The following is an 18,878-nucleotide window of genomic DNA, read 5'->3' on the forward strand; positions in this document are numbered from 1 at the left end:
CGTTTGAAAGTTGAGTTTCATTTACCAAAATGGCCTTTATTACCTTTAGCAAATGCCTTTTTAAAAGTTCGTGACGGCTATACAATTCGTGAAGTTTCACCAATTGATTGTATAAAAAATATTAACAATCCTGTTCTCTTTATTCATAGTAAAGATGATGACTATATTTTATCTGATATGACAAAATCACTTTATGAAGCGAAAGAAAATAATAAACAGCTTTATATTGCAGAACATGGTGCACACGCTTGCTCTTATAATGAAAATAAAGAAGAGTACGAAGATGCCATCGATCAATTTTTAAACACATATGTAAAAGAAACAAAAAACAGGCTTGCATAAGCCTGTTTTTTTACTGCGCTAAAACGTCTGTAACTTGTTCCATATTTTCAGAAATCCACTTTACTGCCTCGTCTAGCGTTTGGAATTCCGTCGTTTGAAAAGTCACCTCATCTTGAAGTAACCAAACATCTTTCGGTTCTTGGCCTACACCTGCAATGGACCAATGAAGTAAACTATATGGATGATTATCATTCAAAAATGATGCCCATGTGCGCTCATTTGCAATATTTTGTAGTGTTTGTAATTTTTTATCCATCTTTCGTCACCTTACTCTAGTCAGTTATAAAAACTATTATAACACTCTCTTCTCTCTCAAACAAAGTGCTCTTTTTATATTGTCAAGTACTTCCCTTGATTATATGATGAGATTAAGCGTTTGGAAAGGAGGGATAACGTTGGCAAAAGTACAAATTAAAGTAAATGATAATGGCTCTTTTCGCGTTACAGGGGACGTGGAACTAGTTGACTCACAAGGGAATGTATTTCCTGCAAAACCGGCATTTTCTTTATGTCGTTGTGGTTTATCAAAAAACATGCCTTATTGCGATGCTTCGCATAAAGGAAAATTCGAGTCTGTTGTTAGAGCACCAGAGGCAGAATAAATATTTAAAGAGCATGCACATTTATTTGTGCATGCTTTTTCTTTTGATCAAAGCCTATACAGCCCTTTCCCTTTCAACATTTCTATTACTTTCGTCCCCATTCAAACCGGCATGTATTTTCACACAATTCTTCACATTCAAATATTTTTTGCTAGCCTTTTTTCTTTTTTGTGCTATAATTTGACCAAACAACATCCTTCGGGGTCGGGTGAAATTCCCAACCGGCGGTGATGAAGTGAAAACTTCTAAGTCCGTGACCCGTTTTCAACTCGAAAACGGTGGATCTAGTGAAACTCTAGGGCCGACAGTATAGTCTGGATGGGAGAAGGATATGTTTTCTAGTAATTTTATATAGCGAATACACTTTTATTTCAGTATGCATATTTTTAAAGTTTCATTTTGACTCTTTATATATGTTTTATTTTGTATACTTATGTTTCTATACTGAAATAAAAAGATACGACTAGCGTTTGAAAAACTCGATATTTTGCTAGGTTTTTTCCTTATGCCAAAATATCAGTCATCGTTAGGTTTCTTTCCTATACTTTCGTATTCGAACTATATTTCTAGAAATCACGTCTCCCAAACCCCAAGGATTTTATATCCTTGGGGTTTTTTGATTTTTTCAGGAGAGGTGAAGAGAATGACAGATCAAGAATATATGAGGATTGCCTTGCAGTTAGCACAAGGTACAACCGGCCAAACAAGTCCAAATCCTATGGTTGGTGCTGTTGTTGTAAAAGATGGAAACATCATAGGAATGGGGGCTCACTTGCGTGCTGGTGAAGAACATGCTGAAGTTCATGCACTTCATATGGCTGGTGAAAAAGCAAAAGGTGCTACCGTTTATGTAACACTTGAACCGTGTAGCCATTTTGGAAAAACACCACCTTGCTGTGAATCACTCATTGAAAAAGGAGTTCAGCGGGTTGTAATTGCTACCCTTGATTGCAATCCACTCGTTTCTGGTAATGGAAAAAGGAGATTAGAAGAAGCAGGAATCGAGGTAACTACTGGTGTTCTTGAGGCGGAAGCAACTTTATTAAATCGATACTTTTTTCACTATATGAAAACGAAACGTCCCTTTGTAACAATAAAAACAGCAATGAGCTTAGATGGAAAAACAGCTACTGTAACCGGTGAAAGCCAGTGGATTACAGGTGAAGAAGCACGTGCTGATGTTCACCAATATCGTCATATGCATGATGCTATCCTAGTCGGTGTGAATACAGTTTTAACTGATAATCCACATTTAACAACAAGGATTCCTAACGGGGGTAAACATCCTATACGTGTTATTTTGGATACCCATTTACGAACGCCACCATCTTCCCATGTCATGACAGATGGTTTAGCACCGACATGGATTATTGTCGGTAAGGATGTAAATAAAGAGAAAATAGCTTCTTATGAATCTGAAAATATAGCTATATTCCAAATGAAAACGAAACAAATTGAAATCCAAGATGTCTTATACCTACTCGGCGAGAAACAGATACTTTCTCTTTTCGTCGAAGGTGGTCAAACAGTGCATGCAAGTTTCCTACAATCAAACAATTTCAATGAAATTGTAACGTATATAAGCCCGAAATTAATTGGCGGGAAAGATGCTCCTACTTTATTTGGAGGAAATGGTTTTTCAAAATTACAAGATGCACTTTCCTTGAAAATTCAAGAGATGAAACAAATTGGCGATGATATAAAAATCGTTGCGAATGCTCAAAGTGAGGTGACGAAATGTTTACAGGAATTGTAGAAGAATTAGGAACGATAACAAACATGCAACAAAGCGGAGAAGCGATGAAGTTAACGATCCATGCAAACAACATTTTATCAGATGTAAAGTTAGGTGATAGTATCGCGGTTAACGGTATTTGCTTAACCGTAACGAGTTTTACACCTACTTCATTCACTGTTGATGCAATGCCTGAAACGATGAAATCAACATCACTTCGCCTGCTTAAATCACACTCTAAAGTAAATTTAGAGCGGGCCATGGCTGCAGATGGACGGTTCGGTGGACATTTCGTTTCAGGACATATTGATGGCATCGGAACGATTTTAACAAAAAAACAACACTACAATGCCGTCTATTATAAAATAGCAATTTCTGATGAATTACTACGCTATTGTTTGCATAAAGGATCCGTTGCTGTTGATGGAACGAGTTTAACGATATTTGATATAGACGATTCTTCTATTACCATTTCACTCATCCCGCACACAGTAAGCGAATCTGTTATCGGGGACAAGAATGCTGGAGATATCGTAAACATTGAGTGTGACATGATTGGTAAATATATCGAACGCTTTATTACTAAACCTGTAAAAAGAACAGATTCAATGACCGAAATCTTTTTACAAGAAAACGGATTTCTATAAGGGGGAAGCATAATGTTTCATCGTATTGAAGAAGCTCTAGAAGATTTAAAACAAGGAAAAGTCGTTATCGTATGTGATGATGAAAACCGAGAAAATGAAGGCGATTTTATTGCTTTAGCAGAGTACATTACACCAGAAACGATTAATTTTATGATTACACACGGTCGTGGTCTCGTTTGCGTACCGATTACGGAAAGGTACGCAGAACGTCTACAGTTAGAACCAATGGTTTCTCATAATACGGATTCACATCATACTGCTTTTACAGTAAGCATCGATCACGTTTCTACAACAACAGGCATTAGTGCTCATGAGCGCGCTACGACAATACAGGAATTATTGAATCCCGCATCTAAAGGAACTGATTTTAACCGCCCTGGACATATCTTTCCATTAATTGCGAAAGAAGGTGGCGTCCTTCGCCGCGCAGGTCATACAGAAGCTGCTGTTGATTTAGCAAAACTTTGCGGAGCTGAGCCAGCTGGCGTCATTTGCGAGATTATAAATGAAGATGGGACGATGGCACGTGTACCTGATTTAATGCAGTGTGCAAAACAATTTGATATAAAAATGATTACAATTGAAGATTTAATTGCTTATCGCCGCCATCACGAAACACTTGTGACGAGGGAAGTGGAAATTACATTACCTACAGATTTCGGTACTTTTCATGCAATTGGCTATTCTAACTCATTAGATATGAAAGAACATATCGCGCTCGTAAAAGGTGATATTTCAACAGGCGAACCTGTACTTGTACGCGTTCATTCAGAATGCTTAACAGGAGATGTATTTGGTTCGTGCCGCTGTGATTGCGGACCACAGCTACATGCTGCACTTGCTCAAATTGAGCATGAAGGAAAAGGTGTTCTTCTCTATATGAGACAAGAAGGACGAGGCATCGGCCTTCTTAATAAGCTTCGCGCTTATAAGTTACAAGAAGAAGGGTTAGATACTGTAGAAGCAAATGAAAAACTTGGGTTCCCAGCTGATCTTCGTGATTATGGTATTGGCGCTCAAATTTTAAAAGATTTAGGCTTACAAAGTTTACGATTATTAACGAATAATCCACGAAAAATTGCTGGCTTACAAGGTTACGATTTAGAAGTAACCGAGCGTGTACCTTTGCAAATGCCAACAAAAGAAGAAAATAAAACGTATTTACAAACGAAAGTAAATAAATTAGGACATTTACTAAACTTATCCCGCATTAACGGGCAGTAAAACTCCCACCTCAAAATTCGGCTGGAGCAAAGAAGTTAGGTGGGAGATCAACTGCCCGTAAACGCCCGATTGGTTCAACTAATAATCAGCGGGGGATGAACCCCCCCACTGATTATAGTTTCACTTTATAATTAAAGGAGAGATAAATTATGGTATTCGAAGGTCATTTAGTTGGTACAGGATTAAAAGTTGGGGTTGTTGTTGGGCGCTTTAATGAGTTTATTACAAGTAAGTTACTTGGCGGAGCTTTAGATGGGTTAAAGCGTCACGGTGTAGAAGAGAATGATATTGATGTTGCATGGGTTCCTGGTGCATTCGAAATTCCTTTAATTGCTAAAAAGATGGCAAATAGCGGAAAATATGATGCTGTTATTACATTAGGTACAGTAATTCGCGGTGCTACAACACATTACGATTACGTTTGTAATGAAGTAGCAAAAGGTGTTGCGTCTTTATCACTACAAACGGACATTCCAGTTATTTTCGGTGTATTAACGACAGAAACTATTGAACAAGCGATTGAACGCGCAGGTACAAAAGCTGGTAATAAAGGATATGAATCAGCAGTTGCTGCGATTGAAATGGCTCATTTATCAAAACAATGGGCTTAAAAAAAGAGGCTGCGGCCTCTTTTTTTTATTTTCCCAGCTTTTTTCGTACATCTTCTATTAATTCATCCATCGTTTTTCCTTCTGTTTTTATACGAAGAGTTTGTGCCGTTCTCCACACATTTTCTCTTTTTTCCGCTTCTTCTATAATAGAAATTTCCTTCCTCACTTCTTTTAAATCTTTTCCTTCTGTTTCAAGTCCAAAATGTTCAGCTTTCGTTCGAAAATGTTGCTCAATTCTTTGTTGCATTTCTTTTTGTTCAGGATTTTCAGCCGCCTTAACTGGATCAGCACTTATCGCTTTTATTAAAATTAGACAAGTCATAATAGCTAATATGTATTTGTACATGTAAAATCCTCCACCCCGATATAAATTACATTTTTACTATGTACAATTAGGGCTTGGAAAATTCGTCCACAAAATTATTTTTCTCGTCCAAAAGCGACTACTATCAAGCGTTAATGGACTTTTATTACATTTTATTTACAAAAAAAGCAAACCCTTTAAAGAGTTTGCTTTTCATCTATTTTATAGCGCACATTCTTCAATCTCAAATCCTAAATCTTCAATCATACCCCAGTCCGCAGTCGGCTCTTGTCCAGCTGTTGTTAAATAGTCCCCGACAAAGATAGAGTTTGCTGCAAATAAACCAATTGGCTGTACAGAGCGTAAATTAAGTTCTCGACCGCCTGAAATACGAATTTCTTTTGTTGGATTTACAAAACGCATCATCGCTAGCACTTTTAAACATTCTACAGGTGATAATTCTTTTTGTCCTTCAAGCGGAGTACCCTTTACAGCAACAAGGAAATTACATGGAATAGAATCCGCATCTAAACGTTGTAATTCAAATGCAATTTCAGCGCGCTGTTCAATCGTTTCTCCCATTCCAAAAATCGCCCCAGAGCATGGAGAAATACCGGCTTGCTTCGCTTTTTGGACTGTATCAACACGATCGTCATACGTATGCGTTGAACAAATGCTATCATAATTATTGGCATGCGTATTTAAATTGTGGTTATAACGATGCACACCAGCTTCTGCTAACTGACCTGCTTGATCTTCATTTAAAAATCCTAAACAACAGCAAATTTTTAAATCTGTCGTTTCACGAATTTCCTTAACTGCTCCAATAACGTGATTTACTTCTTTATCCGTCGGACGACGACCAGATGCAACAATACAATATGTACCTGCTTTACGTCTAATTGCTTCGTGCGCTCCTTCAACAATTTTCTCTTGTGTTAACCATGCATATTTATCAATCGGTGCTTCTGAAATAATAGACTGTGAACAATACCCGCAATCTTCAGGACATAATCCAGATTTCGTATTTATAATCATGTTCAACTTTACTTTCTTACCAAAATGATGATGGCGAATGATGTAAGCTGCATTCATAATTTCTAAAACCTCTGTATCATCAGCTTCTAATATTGCAATTGCATCTTCTTTCGTAATCATTTTCTCTTCTACTACGTCGTATGCAAGTTTTTTCCAATCCCTTTTTGTTTGTACTTGTTTCATTTCATCTCTTCCCCTCTTTTGTTATATACGTAAATAAAGCATGATATGTTGCTACTATCCCTTCTTTTTCCGTGAAGTCTCTTTCGTATATACGAAGCATCGTACGAAAGAGTGAAGGGCTTTGACAATAAGACTCTTCATTACTATTGGTCGCTCCTATTTTTCGAATAGAATGTAGGAACTCCCTAACTTCTGCAAAACTCTCTATGTAACATGTTTCAGAAACATGCACATCCCCTGTTTCTATCTTGCATATATGAAGCAACTGATCTTTCGAATAAAAACGTTGACCAATCAAAGTTTCATTTTGAATATTTTTTTCCTCTTTCGCTCGCTGAAACGAAGCATGGAGCTCTTGAAAAGTTTCTTGTCCAAAGGTGGAAAAGAGTACTATCCCATCTGTAGACAAATGATGAAATAAATTTCTTATCACTTGTTTTACATTGTTAAGCCATTGAAATGTGGCATTTGAAATTATGACATCATACGATTCTTCTAATCGTAAACTTTCGATATCCTCACAGTGAAACGTTACGTTTTCGATATTTTGTCTAGTTTTTGCAACCGCAATCATGCTTTCAGCAAAATCAATGGCTGTAATATGCGCTTTCGGAAATAAGTTTGATAATTGCTCTGTGACATACCCTGTCCCGCATCCAAGTTCTAAAATACGTATTGATGATGTTTCACTATATCGCCGATTCAATATAGAAAGTAACGAATGTGCCATCTTTTTCTGTACATTTGCATATTGATCGTAGGATACAGCTGCCCCGTTAAACCGTTTTTGCAGTAACGTTTTGTTGATCATGTCGTATCCCCTCTACAAATTGGATAATTTCATTTGCGCAATATTCAAAATTCGTTACACATAATGCATGACCAGCCCCGCTTACTACTTTTAGCGTAGCATTCGTATTCTCCATCATATTATGAGCTGCTGATAATGGACATATCACATCCTGTTCTCCATGAAGAAGTAACAACGGGACTTTGATATCTGTTAATTCGTTTCTCATATCTGTTTCTATTAAATAATCTAAGCCTAATTGTAAAGACTGAATCGAGTCCCCTTTAAAATTCAGCGCAATCTCTTTAAAACTCGTATTCTCCTTCAGCTCATTTTTTGTAAACATATTTTCATAGAAACGATTCAAAGTATCTTCTTTCTTTCTCGTTAAATTTTTTTTCATACGTTCTACATGCAAAGAATTCCATCCGCTTGTATAGTCGCTCGTATTTGTAAATTTAGTAGTACCACCAATTAGTACGATACCTTTTGCCTTAATCTTTTTATAAGCTTGTACTGTCGCCAATGCTCCTAGTGACCATCCAACTAAAATTACATTTTCATCATGTGCTACATCTATTATTCGTCCCGCAAATTCACTTTTCTCTTTCACGTTACGCCAATCTATGCATTGAACAGGATATCCTTTAAAATACGGAAGTACTAAAGTCCAAACACATTCTTCCATTCCCCACCCAGGAATAAAAATAATCTTTAGCTCTTTCATACGAAAAACCCCTCTTCTTTACCAATGCGTATAATATGCTGAATAGCCCATTTTAAATCAGCTATTGTATGTTGTGACGTAACTGCAAAGCGAATTCGGGAACTCCCAACCGGAACAGTTGGCGGACGAATTGCAATGGCTGCGATACCTACCTCTTGTAATCTTTCACTAAACCGTAAAGCATTTTCATTTGAACCGACTACAATTGGTACAATATGAGTTGAGCTATTCCCAATATCAAAACCAGCCTCTCGTAAATGAGTCCTGAAATATGCACCATTCGCTATAAGGTTCTCTCTTCTTTCGTTATCTTCTTTTACAATCTCAATTGCTTTTTGCACTGCTCCTAATGTTCCTGGTGGTAAAGCTGTAGTAAAAACAAAGCTTCTCATCATATTTTGTAAGTACTCTATATAAATTGCATCACCTGTTAAATACGCACCATAACACCCTAAAGCCTTACTAAACGTCCCCATATGTATATCAATTTTTTGAGCAATATCTTTTTCTATATGAGATAATCCAGCTCCGCCGATTCCATATATTCCACTCGCATGTGCTTCATCAACTATAATGATTGCCCCGTATTTCTCTTTCAGCTTCACTAAATCTCTCAAATATGCAGTATCACCATCCATACTAAAAACAGTATCTGTTACGATTAATTTCCTCTTTTCAGGTGACGCTATTTTCAACATCTTCTCTAAATGATCCAAATCATTATGACGATACCTCTTATGTTCTGCTCCGCTTAATATAATTCCATCAACAATGCTTGCGTGATTTAATTTATCACTAAAAACAATATCATGACGACCAGCTAAAGAAGATATAGCACCTACATTTGCTGTATACCCACTATTTACGATTAACGCTCTTTCAGTATCTTTCCAGTTGCATATACTTCTCTCAACCTCTTCATACAGTGGATAATTTCCCACAACGAGACGAGAGGCAGTTGCACCAGTTCCATATTTTCGCGTGCAGGCAATAGCAGCTTCTTTTAACCTTTCATCTCCAGCTAATCCTAAATAATTATTTGACGCTAAATTTAACATCCTTTTTTTATCTCGAATAAGCCATTTCTCTTCTGCTTGCTCTGTTACATGTAAATTACGATACTGCCCTTGCTCATGTAATTGTTGTAATTTAGATTGAAGATGTGTCCGCCACATTTGATTCATTTTGAATGAACTCCTCTAATTTCGAGATCATAATATATTCTTTTGCAGATTCTAATACTTCTTCCCGAGTAAATTCACCTGCAAAGAATGGTAATAAACCTAAAACCGGTACTCCGCTTAATTCTTCAATCATCTCTTTATTCTCTTGCACTCTTTCCATTTCAGACTCTATACAACCAGATAAAATTACACCTGCTACTTTTAAACCATGTGCTTTTGCATAAGAAATTGTTAAGACAGTATGATTCACTGTCCCTAGCGTAGGACGTGCTACTACAATAAGAGGAAGCTGTAATTCTTTTGCAAAATCGATTACTAAAGCATCTTCTGTATATGGGACTGCAAGCCCACCAGCCCCTTCTACAAATAGGCTATTAAACTCTTTTAGTAGTTCATTATAGTGCTCAGTAATTTCTTTTAACATTACTGTCCTTCCAGCTCTTTTCATAGCAAGTCTCGGAGCGAGTGGTTCTTCAATAGAATACGGACAAATTTCTTCTTCTCTTGTCGGTACACCCGATAAGGCTTTTAACCTTGCTGCATCTCCCTCTGCGTTTGATGCAGCATGTCCACTTTGCAATGGTTTATATACCCCTACGTTATATCCCAATTCTCTAAATACACCTGCTAACGCACCTGCAACCACAGTTTTTCCAACTTCAGTATCAGTTGCCGTTATGAAAAAACCACTCATTATTCTCCCTCCGTAACATCCGAGATTGCTTTATATAAAATGCGTAACATCTCATCAATTTCAGCAATTGTAGATGCAAGAGGAGGCATAAATACAATGGTGTTACCAAGCGGACGTAAGATCATGCCTAACTCTCTTGAACGTTTACACACTTGAACACCGACTCTTTCTGTCCATTCAAACGATTCTTTCGTTTCTTTATTTTTCACAAGTTCAATGCCAATCATTAACCCGCACTGACGAATATCACCTACGTGCTTATATTCATTAAGCGCTTCTAATTGCCCCGCTACATATTCTGTTTTATGCGCAACAGATTCTATTAAATTAGTTTTTTCATATAGTTCTAGATTCGCAATTGCTACCGCACACCCTAACGGATTACCTGTGTAACTATGCCCATGGAAAAATGTTTTTTGTTCCTCATACTCTCCTAAGAAGGCATTATATATTTCGTCTGTCGTTACCGTAACAGCAATCGGTAAATATCCACCTGTTAAACCTTTCCCAGCTGTTAAAATGTCCGGCATCACATTTTCATGTTCACACGCAAACATTTTCCCCGTACGCCCAAATCCAGTCGCTACCTCATCTGTAATAAATAAAACATTATATTTTGTACATAAATTACGTAGCCCTTTTAAATATCCTTTTGGCATTGTAATCATGCCTCCAGCACCTTGCATTAAAGGTTCTACAATAATTGCTGCAATTTCTTCATGTTTTTCTTTCAGCAATTCTTCCATTTCTTCTAAATGCTTATTCACAATTTCTTCCTTGTTATTTCCATAAGGAGAACGATATGTATACGGATACGGCATTTTAATTGCCTCAAATAATAGTGAACTATACACTTGGTGAAACAAGTCTATCGCTCCTACTGAAACTGCTCCAATTGTATCACCGTGATACGCTTCTTTTAATGTAACAAATCTTTGTTTTCTCGGTTTCCCTTTGTGCTGCCAATATTGAAAAGCCATCTTAATTGCAATTTCAACAGCTGTTGAACCAGAATCTGAATAGAATACTTTCTTCAAACCTTCTGGTACAACATCAATTATTTTTTCTGCTAATAAAATAGATGGAACGTTAGCAAGTCCTAACATAGTAGAATGGGCAATTTTATTTAATTGCTCACGAATTGCCTCATCTAGTTCCGGTACTTGATGCCCATGAACATTTAACCAAATAGACGAAACACCGTCCCAATATTCATTTCCATTTACATCGTATAGCTTTCTTCCCTCTCCCCGTTCAATAATGACAGGATCTTCTTCTAAATAATCCTTCATTTGTGTAAATGGATGCCATACGTAAGCTTTATTTTTCTCCGATAATTCTTCATATGTATAAAACGATTTTTCAGTCGTATTACTATTTACAGTCACAATTGCCACCCCTAATGTTAACTTGTTTATAAATATAGTTAACATTAAAATTAAATAACTGTCAATTATTTTTAAATCAAATAGTTCTTAAAAAAGAACAACTTATCATACGATAAGTTGTTCTACTTTCCATGTTGTATCTTGCCAATTTCTAAAATAATCTCTTCATCTTTTTTTCCTTCTGTATCAATTCCAAGTTGTTTTGCATGTTCAATTAATAGATCGTGGCGCTTCTCAAATCTTGCGGTATTTACTTCTTTTGTAACCTCTTCTTTTGTTTTCCCCTCAGTAGAAACTCCTAGTTTCACAGCTGCTTTTTCCATCGATTTCTTCTCTTCAGTTTCTTTCACTTTCTTCACTTCTGACTGCTGTATTTGCTTTTGTTTCGACTGCTCTGATTCAGCTGCAAAAGCTGTGTAAATTCCAGCACTTCCGCCAACGACTAGTAAGGTGGTAAAAAGAATTATTTTTTTCTTCACTCTTTCCTCCCCTTTCAAATTCATTATAACGCACATTTTTACAGTATTAAAAACATTTCTCCTTTATTTCCCTAAAAAATATTAAACATTTTTATTGACATGTATGATGAATATATGATAAAAATTTAACTAACATCATATGAATCGGCGTTGATAGGATTTAGTAGTATTTCGTTTTCTGATTTCAGAGAGCTGGTGGTCGGTGCAAACCAGTACAGAGCGATTTATGAATTACCCCCTGGAGCTTCTTTTACGAAACGTGAGGAGTAGTGAAAGACGGTTTAGACCGTTATGTCTAAAGAGTGGTGAAACGAAACTGTTTCACAATTTAGGGTGGTACCGCGAATTTTTCGTCCCTGCATATATTGCAGGGGCGTTTTTATTTTATGAACGCATATCATACGACCCTTTATTTTGTGATACATTCCTTTCACAAGCTAGGGTGGTACCGCGATTTCTTCGTCCCTGCATAATTATATGCAGGGACGTTTTTTTATCCAATCATTTCCGTATCATATTGAGATGTTGACAATTACCGGTAATTTGTCGCAAAATTCTAAATTTTAGAAGGAAATATACAATATTGGCGAATTTTATATAAAAAAAGACTATTTTAGATTAATTAGGAGGGGAAAACAATGGTTTCAAAAATGGAATCTATTCTTTTAACATTTTTTATCTTTTTCTGTATTGGTTTTAGTGTTATTCAATTAGAAGTTTCACCACACATCCCAATTTTATTTGGTATCGTTCTTTTATTAGCATTTGGATTTATGAAAAAAATCTCTTGGTCTACTATGGAAAAAGGGATGATCAGTAGTATTTCAGCTGGTATTCCATCTATATTTATTTTCTTACTTGTAGGAGTATTAATTAGTGTTTGGATCGCAGCTGGAACAATTCCAACTTTAATGGTATACGGCTTCCAACTTGTATCTCCAAAAATTTTCGTTCCGACTGTTTTTGTTGTTTGTGCAATTGTTGGAACGAGTATCGGTAGTGCGTTTACAACTGCTGCAACTGTAGGTCTTGCCTTTATGGGCATGGGTACTGCCCTTGGATACGACCCGGCTCTTATCGCTGGCGCAATTATTTCTGGTGCATTCTTTGGAGATAAAATGTCTCCTTTATCTGATACAACAAATTTAGCTCCAGCTGTAACGGGTGTAGATTTATTTGAACATATTCGTAACATGCTTTGGACGACAATTCCAGCTTTCATTATTGCTTTTATTGCATATTTCATTTTAGGAAGTGGATCTGGAGGCAATGTTGATTTCACATCCTTTATTAGCACGTTAGAAAAAAATGCAACAATTTCTATCGTTACACTGATTCCAATTTTATTACTGTTCCTATTCGCATTTAAAAAGGTTCCAGCAGTTCCAACATTACTTGCAGGAATCGTAGTAGGAATCATTATTCTCTTTATTTTTAAACCTAGCACTTCTTTAGCTGATTTAATGAAAATTATGCAAGACGGTTACGTTTCTAAAACTGGTATAAAAGATATTGATAGCTTATTATCTCGCGGTGGTTTACAAAGTATGATGATGTCAATTGCTCTTATTTTCCTAGCTCTTTGTATGGGAGGATTATTACAAGGAATGGGTATCATCACGCAGCTGATGAATATCATCTCTAGCTTCGTAAAAACTAGTACACGCTTAATTATCTCTACTGCATCAACTGCAATTGGTGTAAACTTCTTACTTGGTGAACAGTACTTATCCATCGTTTTAACTGGACAAGCATTCGCTAACAAGTACGATGAAGTCGGTTTAGAACGTCGTAATTTATCACGTGTACTAGAAGATGCAGGTACAGTTATTAACCCGCTCGTACCATGGGGAGTAAGTGGCGTATTCTTAACAAACGTCCTTAGTGTTCCAACACTCGATTATGTTCCATACGCAATCTTCTGCTTAGCTTGTCCAGTCTTAACAATTATTGTTGGTTTCACTGGGTTTGGTCTTTCATGGAAGAAAGAAAAAACAGTACCAGTTTCATAATATAGAAGTAAAAAAGGATTACCATAACTGGTAATCCTTTTTTGTATAATACTATTTATTTACTTTCTTTCTTCTAAATAACATAAGTAAGCCAGCTCCAACAAACGCAAGGCCAGCTCCAATTGTAGAAGCCACACTTGTACCTGTTTTCGGTAAATCACGTTCCTCTTTATTTTCACTTACTTTTGTTGTTTCTTTTTCATTTTGAGTATCTGTTGTAGTTTGTTCAGATCCTGCATTGTTTCCATCTTGTTTTGGTTCATTTCCATTATTTCCATCACCTGTTGGTGGTGTCGTTGGATTCTCCCCATTATTTCCATCACCTGTTGGCGGTGTCGTTGGATTCTCTCCATTATTTCCATCACCTGTTGGCGGTGTCGTTGGATTCTCTCCACCAGTTTCCTTATCACCGTCGTTCTTCTTCGTTATATCAATTGCATATTTAGCGAATTCATTTTCAGATGGTCCAACATATGATATTTTTCCATCTTTCTTTATATATTTTTGTGCATTTGGTGAAGAATCAAATGTTGTATTTAATTTATCTGCAATAATCGGTTTAAACGCCCAATTTTGATCTGCTGCTGGATTAATAACTGGTGTTTCTTGCATATACTTCACAATAACTTGACGCGTTTCATCTTGTGATTGGTATACAACCTCCCCTTTACTTACACCAGGGAACGTTTGGCTACTTCCACGATAGTTATTTGTAGCAACGATAAACTCTTGGTTGTCAGCTACAGGCTTACCTTCATACGTCATATTTACAATACGATTCGTATTTGCATTTACAACTTTTCCATCTTTATCATATTTCGCCGGCTGCGTCACATCAATTTCGTATTTTAAACCATCTAAAACATCAAAATTATATGTAGGATAGCCTACATTTACTAGTGGCTGTTCTTCTGTTTTCTTTGGATCAATTTGATTAAATTGACCTGCAGACATTTCAAGCCATTCTTTCACTTGTGCTCCACTTACTTTTACAGCATATAATGTATTTGGATATACGTATAAATCTGCAACGTTTTTAATCGCTAAAGTTCCAGCTGGAATATCAGTATAATATGTAGCACCGTTTCGGCCACCCGCTTTAAATGGTGCCCCTGCAGATAAAACTGGAATTCCTTTATACTTACTGTATTGTCCATTTTCAGCAAATAACTTCTCAACGTACCATTTTTGTGCATTTGTCACAAGTTGCACTGAAGGATCATCTTGTACTAATGAAAAATAACTATTGATTGGCGCTGTCGTTTTACCTACAGCTGTATTTACATAATCAATTGTCGCTTTATGATCATCTTTAATTTCATTAACTAGTTTTTGATCAGATTCTACTAATGGATTACCTTTACTATCAGCGATCGGACGAAGTTGTGGCTTCGATTGCTCTTTTTGTACTTCCCATTTTCCGTTTACCTTTTTCAATTGCATATCGATAATACCTAAGTTACTGCCAAAAACACCAGGCATTACAACTGGAACCCCATTAAATACATCCTTCACTTCAGTATGTGAATGTCCCATTAATACTGCATCTACACCAGGAACTTCTGTTAAATAAAACGATGCGTTTTCCATCCCAACATTGTATCCGCTCTTATCAACACCTGAATGAGCTAATGCAACGATAACGTCTGCACCTTCTTCTTTCATTTTCGGTACCATTTTCTTCGCTGTTTCAACAATATCTTTTGCTTTAACTTTTCCTTCTAAATTCGCTTTATCCCAGTTCATAACTTGAGGTGGAACAAATCCCATTACACCAATCTTCACCTTTTGCTTTTGACCCGCTTCATCTTCTACTTCTTTTTCAATAATATGATATGGTTTAAAGTAATTTTGGTCGTTCTCTTCATTATTATCATGATCATCTTTATAAACATTCGAGTTAATAACCGGGAATGCCGTTTTACTAATCACTTTGTTTAAATAGTCTAAACCATAGTTAAATTCATGATTTCCTAGAGAGATGACGTCATACTTCATTAAATTCATTAAACGATATAATGGATGTACATAACTAGGATCAACAGGATTCTGCGGATCATTGATTTTATTCGCCACATAATCCCCAAGCGGCGTCCCTTGTAATGCATCCCCATCATCAAATAGGACAGAGTTCTTCGCTTCTTCACGTGCTTTATTAACAAGTGTTGCTGTTTGCACGAGACCTACTTTATTATCTGTTTTCGTTTGATAATAATCGTAATTCATTAAGTTAACATGAATATCCGATGTTTCTAAAATTCGTAAGTTAACTGTACTCTCCCCAGATTGCTCCTCCGCATGAACTGTTGTTGGCAAGACTTGTGGCGCTATAACACCAATTGCAAGTGTTGCTCCAGCTAGCATTTTTTTTGACTTTTTCACAAAAAATCCCCCTTATACAATTACCCCAAAATAATGAAATGAATCTCTATCAGTCCCTAATCACATGCCTTTTTCTTCTATTAGAGCGATGATTTTCACCTTATCTGACATTATCATATCTAAAGTTCTTTCATATCGTCAATATTTTTTGACATACTTCTACAAATTTTCTGTAAAGTTATTGTAAAGTTTTCATAAACATATAATATGCCCTTACATTACTTATACTGCTGAATATGATACAATTACCAATTACAAGGAGGATGAATTTATGAAAAAAGTCATCTTAACAATTGTTTGTCTCCTCCTTCTAATCATTTCTTATTCTAATTTTGAAAAGAACGATGAGACAAAACAAAAAGAAAATGAAAGAAAAGAAGAAAAAACATCTGCTCCCAGTTGGATTGATAAGCAAACGAATGACTCCTTTTATCACCTCGTATTAGGTGATTCACTCGCAAAAGGATATGGCTCAACACAAGGGGGATTTGCCGAATTAGCCTCTAGACAACTAGAAGGACAAATTCATAAACCAATTACGGTGGAGAACCTCGGTGTAAATGGGCTCACTACAGATCGTCTCGCTAAAAAAGTCCAGTCAGAAGAAGTTCAACAAAAAATTAGGGAAGCAAATATAATTACTATTAATATTGGAGGAAATAATTTATTCCGCTTAAATCGTGATGTAGGTGTTATAGATGGTATTAAAATGTTAAATAAGGAAAAATCCCGTTTTGAAACGGATGTAAAAAATATTGTAAAGACCGTTCGAGATCAAAATCCGAATGCTTTACTCATTCTCTCTGAGCTCTATAACCCTTTACAACTCGATGACTCCATCTCAAGTTATGCAGATATGTTTTTAGATGGTTGGAATGATTCTGTTTATTCTATTTCAAAAGCAAATCAACCGTCGATCGTTTTACCAATTCGCAAATTAATATCGAATGATAAAAAAGAGTTACTATTTGACCAAGTACACCCAAATGATAACGGTTATGCGATTATTGCCAATACATTTACAAAACAAGTGTTATCCTACAAATATTAAGGTTACCGTGAAACAATTCTATTTTTATACCTTGTCTTTTTTGTTACAATGATAGTGGAAGGGGGCCGTTATATGGAATCACGCGAGTGGGAACGTATTGTTGATCATCTTCTTTCGCTAGTGCCTCTTTTTTATCGCAAATTTATGCTTCCTGGAGAGTTTTCTTCTCAAAGACATATGCCGCCATCACATACGCAAGTGTTACTGCTTTTGCATGAAAATGGTACATTAGCAGTTTCAGAAATTGGCAAGCGGCTAGCGATTTCACGGCCTAACATGACCCCTCTATTAAACAAACTCATTCAAGAAGAACTAATAGAGCGTCATTATAGCGAAAAAGATCGGCGGGTCATTTTAATTTCCCTAACAACTGAAGGGAAATTGTTAGTAAATCAATATCAGCAATTCATTTTAGACAAACTAAAAGAAAATTTTCAAACATTATCTGAGGAAGAGCGTGAAAAGCTCATTTATTCTCTTCAAACCATTCAAAATTTAATTTTGAAAACAAACGCATAAAGCTGCTTCTAAATAGAAGCAGCTTTATGATTCGTAATAATTACCATAGTATACATTTGAATATGGCCATGTCGTTAAATATGGTTTTTGTTCTTGTGTAGGCTGTTGTTGTGGTATTTGTGATAATTGCTGTAATTGTTGTTGTCGATATAATTCGTATTGTCTACTCATATCATAAACCGGATAATAATTTACATATGGATACACTTGAGGTACATAGTAATAATACATTCATTCTCTCCCCCTTTTCCTTAAACATATTCAAAGGAGAAAATGAATGTGACATTCTTTATATTTGCACAAGTGGTTCTCTCACTTGTTTCTTTCTTTTCTTCAAACGTAACTTACGATTCTTTTCATATAAATAATGCACAACGAAATATGAAATTACCCCAAACACAATTCCTATTATCGTCATACCAATTAATACATATACTTCACTCTGTAATAAGCTCTTTAACATCGTAAAAATATGGCTCGAAAACAAATCTGATATCGTAAATGGCTTATGATGTATTTTCTTTACATCAAATGGATAAATCATTTTCCCTAATGCATAAGCAAACGGAAATAAAAATACTGGGAGAAACGATATTTTCCCAATAATATTACCAATGACTGCGGCTGGAAAAGATCCTTTTGCTAATCGGACTATCGGATAAAAGATTAAATATACGAGCGATGCTGTATAAATCACCAACATTTCTAAACCGAATCCAATAGCAAAACCTAACGATACTTTCTTTGCTCCTTCTGGTGATCGAAGTAACTTAAAATATTGAAACTTTAATATTCTCCACATCCGCTGAAAAAACGAATATGTTTTCTTAGTTGTTTTCAAATTCATCATCTCTTTAACTATATTTTTTTATCTAGTATGTCCTTACATGATATGAAAAATAAAGTGAAACTATAATCAGTGGAGGTTTTGTTCATCCCCCACTGATTATTAGCCCTCACCAATCG

At 36.0% G+C, this 18,878-nt stretch carries 21 protein-coding genes, 1 riboswitch and 1 other annotated feature; of the genes, 9 read left to right on the forward strand and 12 right to left on the reverse strand.

The genetic code is table 11. The features are described 5' to 3' along the window. Positions 1 to 342, forward strand: a 342-nt coding sequence (locus KI356_RS19700) for an alpha/beta hydrolase (protein WP_212936211.1), incomplete at its 5' end; no start/stop codon positions are given. Between the two features lie 10 nt (positions 343 to 352). On the opposite strand, the gene KI356_RS19705 is transcribed toward KI356_RS19700, so the two are convergent. Beyond that, positions 353 to 598 (reverse strand): DUF2552 family protein, encoded by a 246-nt coding sequence (locus tag KI356_RS19705; protein ID WP_128281033.1) that lies wholly within the window; start codon positions 596 to 598, stop codon positions 353 to 355. A gap of 139 nt (positions 599 to 737) precedes the next feature. Between KI356_RS19705 and KI356_RS19710 the strand changes: the two genes are divergently transcribed. The 5 genes from KI356_RS19710 (at position 738) to ribH (ending at position 5,161) form a co-directional block, all read left to right on the forward strand. Continuing rightward, a complete protein-coding gene (locus tag KI356_RS19710) occupies positions 738 to 944 on the forward strand; it encodes a CDGSH iron-sulfur domain-containing protein (RefSeq protein WP_001151582.1) in 207 nt (68 codons plus the stop codon). 190 nt (positions 945 to 1,134) lie between these two features. Beyond that, a riboswitch (FMN riboswitch) is annotated at positions 1,135 to 1,278 on the forward strand. A gap of 309 nt (positions 1,279 to 1,587) precedes the next feature. Beyond that, the gene (gene ribD / locus KI356_RS19715; protein WP_128281032.1) at positions 1,588 to 2,700 is read left to right on the forward strand and encodes a bifunctional diaminohydroxyphosphoribosylaminopyrimidine deaminase/5-amino-6-(5-phosphoribosylamino)uracil reductase RibD; all 1,113 of its coding nucleotides are present in this window, start codon (positions 1,588 to 1,590) and stop codon (positions 2,698 to 2,700) included. Beyond that, a complete protein-coding gene (gene ribE / locus KI356_RS19720) occupies positions 2,682 to 3,326 on the forward strand; it encodes a riboflavin synthase subunit alpha (protein ID WP_212936212.1) in 645 nt (214 codons plus the stop codon). The genes ribD and ribE overlap by 19 nt, the downstream gene beginning before the upstream one ends. Positions 3,327 to 3,338: 12 nt before the next feature. Beyond that, positions 3,339 to 4,550: a bifunctional 3,4-dihydroxy-2-butanone 4-phosphate synthase/GTP cyclohydrolase II gene (gene ribBA, locus KI356_RS19725; protein WP_212936213.1), complete on the forward strand. Its 1,212-nt coding sequence runs from the start codon at positions 3,339 to 3,341 to the stop codon at positions 4,548 to 4,550. Positions 4,551 to 4,699: 149 nt separating this feature from the next. Then, positions 4,700 to 5,161: a 6,7-dimethyl-8-ribityllumazine synthase gene (ribH, locus tag KI356_RS19730; RefSeq protein ID WP_000230892.1), complete on the forward strand. Its 462-nt coding sequence runs from the start codon at positions 4,700 to 4,702 to the stop codon at positions 5,159 to 5,161. Positions 5,162 to 5,186: 25 nt separating this feature from the next. On the opposite strand, the gene KI356_RS19735 is transcribed toward ribH, so the two are convergent. From KI356_RS19735 to KI356_RS19770, 8 genes are all read right to left on the reverse strand, one after another. Next, on the reverse strand, positions 5,187 to 5,507 hold the full coding sequence (locus KI356_RS19735) for a hypothetical protein (RefSeq protein WP_128281029.1): 321 nt from the start codon (positions 5,505 to 5,507) through the stop codon (positions 5,187 to 5,189). Positions 5,508 to 5,687: 180 nt separating this feature from the next. Further along, positions 5,688 to 6,686: a biotin synthase gene (gene bioB / locus KI356_RS19740; protein ID WP_002122295.1), complete on the reverse strand. Its 999-nt coding sequence runs from the start codon at positions 6,684 to 6,686 to the stop codon at positions 5,688 to 5,690. 1 nt (position 6,687) lies between these two features. Next, complete coding sequence (gene bioC, locus KI356_RS19745) at positions 6,688 to 7,497, reverse strand: malonyl-ACP O-methyltransferase BioC (RefSeq protein ID WP_128281028.1); 810 nt, start codon at positions 7,495 to 7,497, stop codon at positions 6,688 to 6,690. Next, a complete protein-coding gene (locus tag KI356_RS19750; RefSeq protein ID WP_128281027.1) occupies positions 7,463 to 8,203 on the reverse strand; it encodes an alpha/beta fold hydrolase in 741 nt (246 codons plus the stop codon). Before KI356_RS19750 ends, bioC begins: the two co-directional genes overlap by 35 nt. Further along, positions 8,200 to 9,387: an 8-amino-7-oxononanoate synthase gene (gene bioF / locus KI356_RS19755; RefSeq protein ID WP_212936214.1), complete on the reverse strand. Its 1,188-nt coding sequence runs from the start codon at positions 9,385 to 9,387 to the stop codon at positions 8,200 to 8,202. Before bioF ends, KI356_RS19750 begins: the two co-directional genes overlap by 4 nt. Beyond that, the gene (gene bioD, locus KI356_RS19760) at positions 9,353 to 10,081 is read right to left on the reverse strand and encodes a dethiobiotin synthase (protein ID WP_128281025.1); all 729 of its coding nucleotides are present in this window, start codon (positions 10,079 to 10,081) and stop codon (positions 9,353 to 9,355) included. The genes bioF and bioD overlap by 35 nt, the downstream gene beginning before the upstream one ends. Then, positions 10,081 to 11,514 (reverse strand): adenosylmethionine--8-amino-7-oxononanoate transaminase, encoded by a 1,434-nt coding sequence (gene bioA, locus KI356_RS19765; RefSeq protein ID WP_128281024.1) that lies wholly within the window; start codon positions 11,512 to 11,514, stop codon positions 10,081 to 10,083. Before bioA ends, bioD begins: the two co-directional genes overlap by 1 nt. Positions 11,515 to 11,591: 77 nt before the next feature. Further along, positions 11,592 to 11,948, reverse strand: coding sequence for a hypothetical protein (locus KI356_RS19770; RefSeq protein ID WP_128281023.1), 357 nt, complete (start codon positions 11,946 to 11,948; stop codon positions 11,592 to 11,594). Between the two features lie 141 nt (positions 11,949 to 12,089). Further along, positions 12,090 to 12,309: a binding site (T-box leader), on the forward strand. A 277-nt stretch (positions 12,310 to 12,586) separates the two neighbouring features. On the opposite strand from KI356_RS19770, the gene nhaC reads away from it, so the two are divergent. Continuing rightward, positions 12,587 to 13,960 carry a Na+/H+ antiporter NhaC gene (gene nhaC / locus KI356_RS19775; RefSeq protein WP_128281021.1) on the forward strand — a complete coding sequence of 458 codons (1,374 nt, stop codon included), beginning with the start codon at positions 12,587 to 12,589 and terminating at the stop codon, positions 13,958 to 13,960. A gap of 51 nt (positions 13,961 to 14,011) precedes the next feature. On the opposite strand, the gene cpdB is transcribed toward nhaC, so the two are convergent. Then, positions 14,012 to 16,342 carry a bifunctional 2',3'-cyclic-nucleotide 2'-phosphodiesterase/3'-nucleotidase gene (cpdB, locus tag KI356_RS19780; RefSeq protein ID WP_212936215.1) on the reverse strand — a complete coding sequence of 777 codons (2,331 nt, stop codon included), beginning with the start codon at positions 16,340 to 16,342 and terminating at the stop codon, positions 14,012 to 14,014. Positions 16,343 to 16,613: 271 nt separating this feature from the next. Here cpdB and KI356_RS19785 point away from each other — a divergent pair, with 271 nt between their 5' ends. After that, positions 16,614 to 17,393, forward strand: coding sequence for a GDSL-type esterase/lipase family protein (locus KI356_RS19785; protein WP_212936216.1), 780 nt, complete (start codon positions 16,614 to 16,616; stop codon positions 17,391 to 17,393). 72 nt (positions 17,394 to 17,465) lie between these two features. Continuing rightward, entirely contained in the window at positions 17,466 to 17,912 is a 447-nt protein-coding gene (locus tag KI356_RS19790) for a MarR family winged helix-turn-helix transcriptional regulator (protein WP_128281018.1), read from the forward strand. Between the two features lie 24 nt (positions 17,913 to 17,936). Here the strand turns inward: KI356_RS19790 and KI356_RS19795 are convergent, their stop codons facing one another. Beyond that, the gene (locus KI356_RS19795) at positions 17,937 to 18,143 is read right to left on the reverse strand and encodes a hypothetical protein (protein WP_128281017.1); all 207 of its coding nucleotides are present in this window, start codon (positions 18,141 to 18,143) and stop codon (positions 17,937 to 17,939) included. A gap of 58 nt (positions 18,144 to 18,201) precedes the next feature. Beyond that, positions 18,202 to 18,753: a DUF2062 domain-containing protein gene (locus KI356_RS19800; protein ID WP_002122317.1), complete on the reverse strand. Its 552-nt coding sequence runs from the start codon at positions 18,751 to 18,753 to the stop codon at positions 18,202 to 18,204. Positions 18,754 to 18,878 lie beyond the last annotated feature (125 nt).

This window comes from Bacillus hominis (assembly GCF_018332515.1).
Lineage (GTDB): Bacteria > Bacillota > Bacilli > Bacillales > Bacillaceae_G > Bacillus_A > Bacillus_A hominis.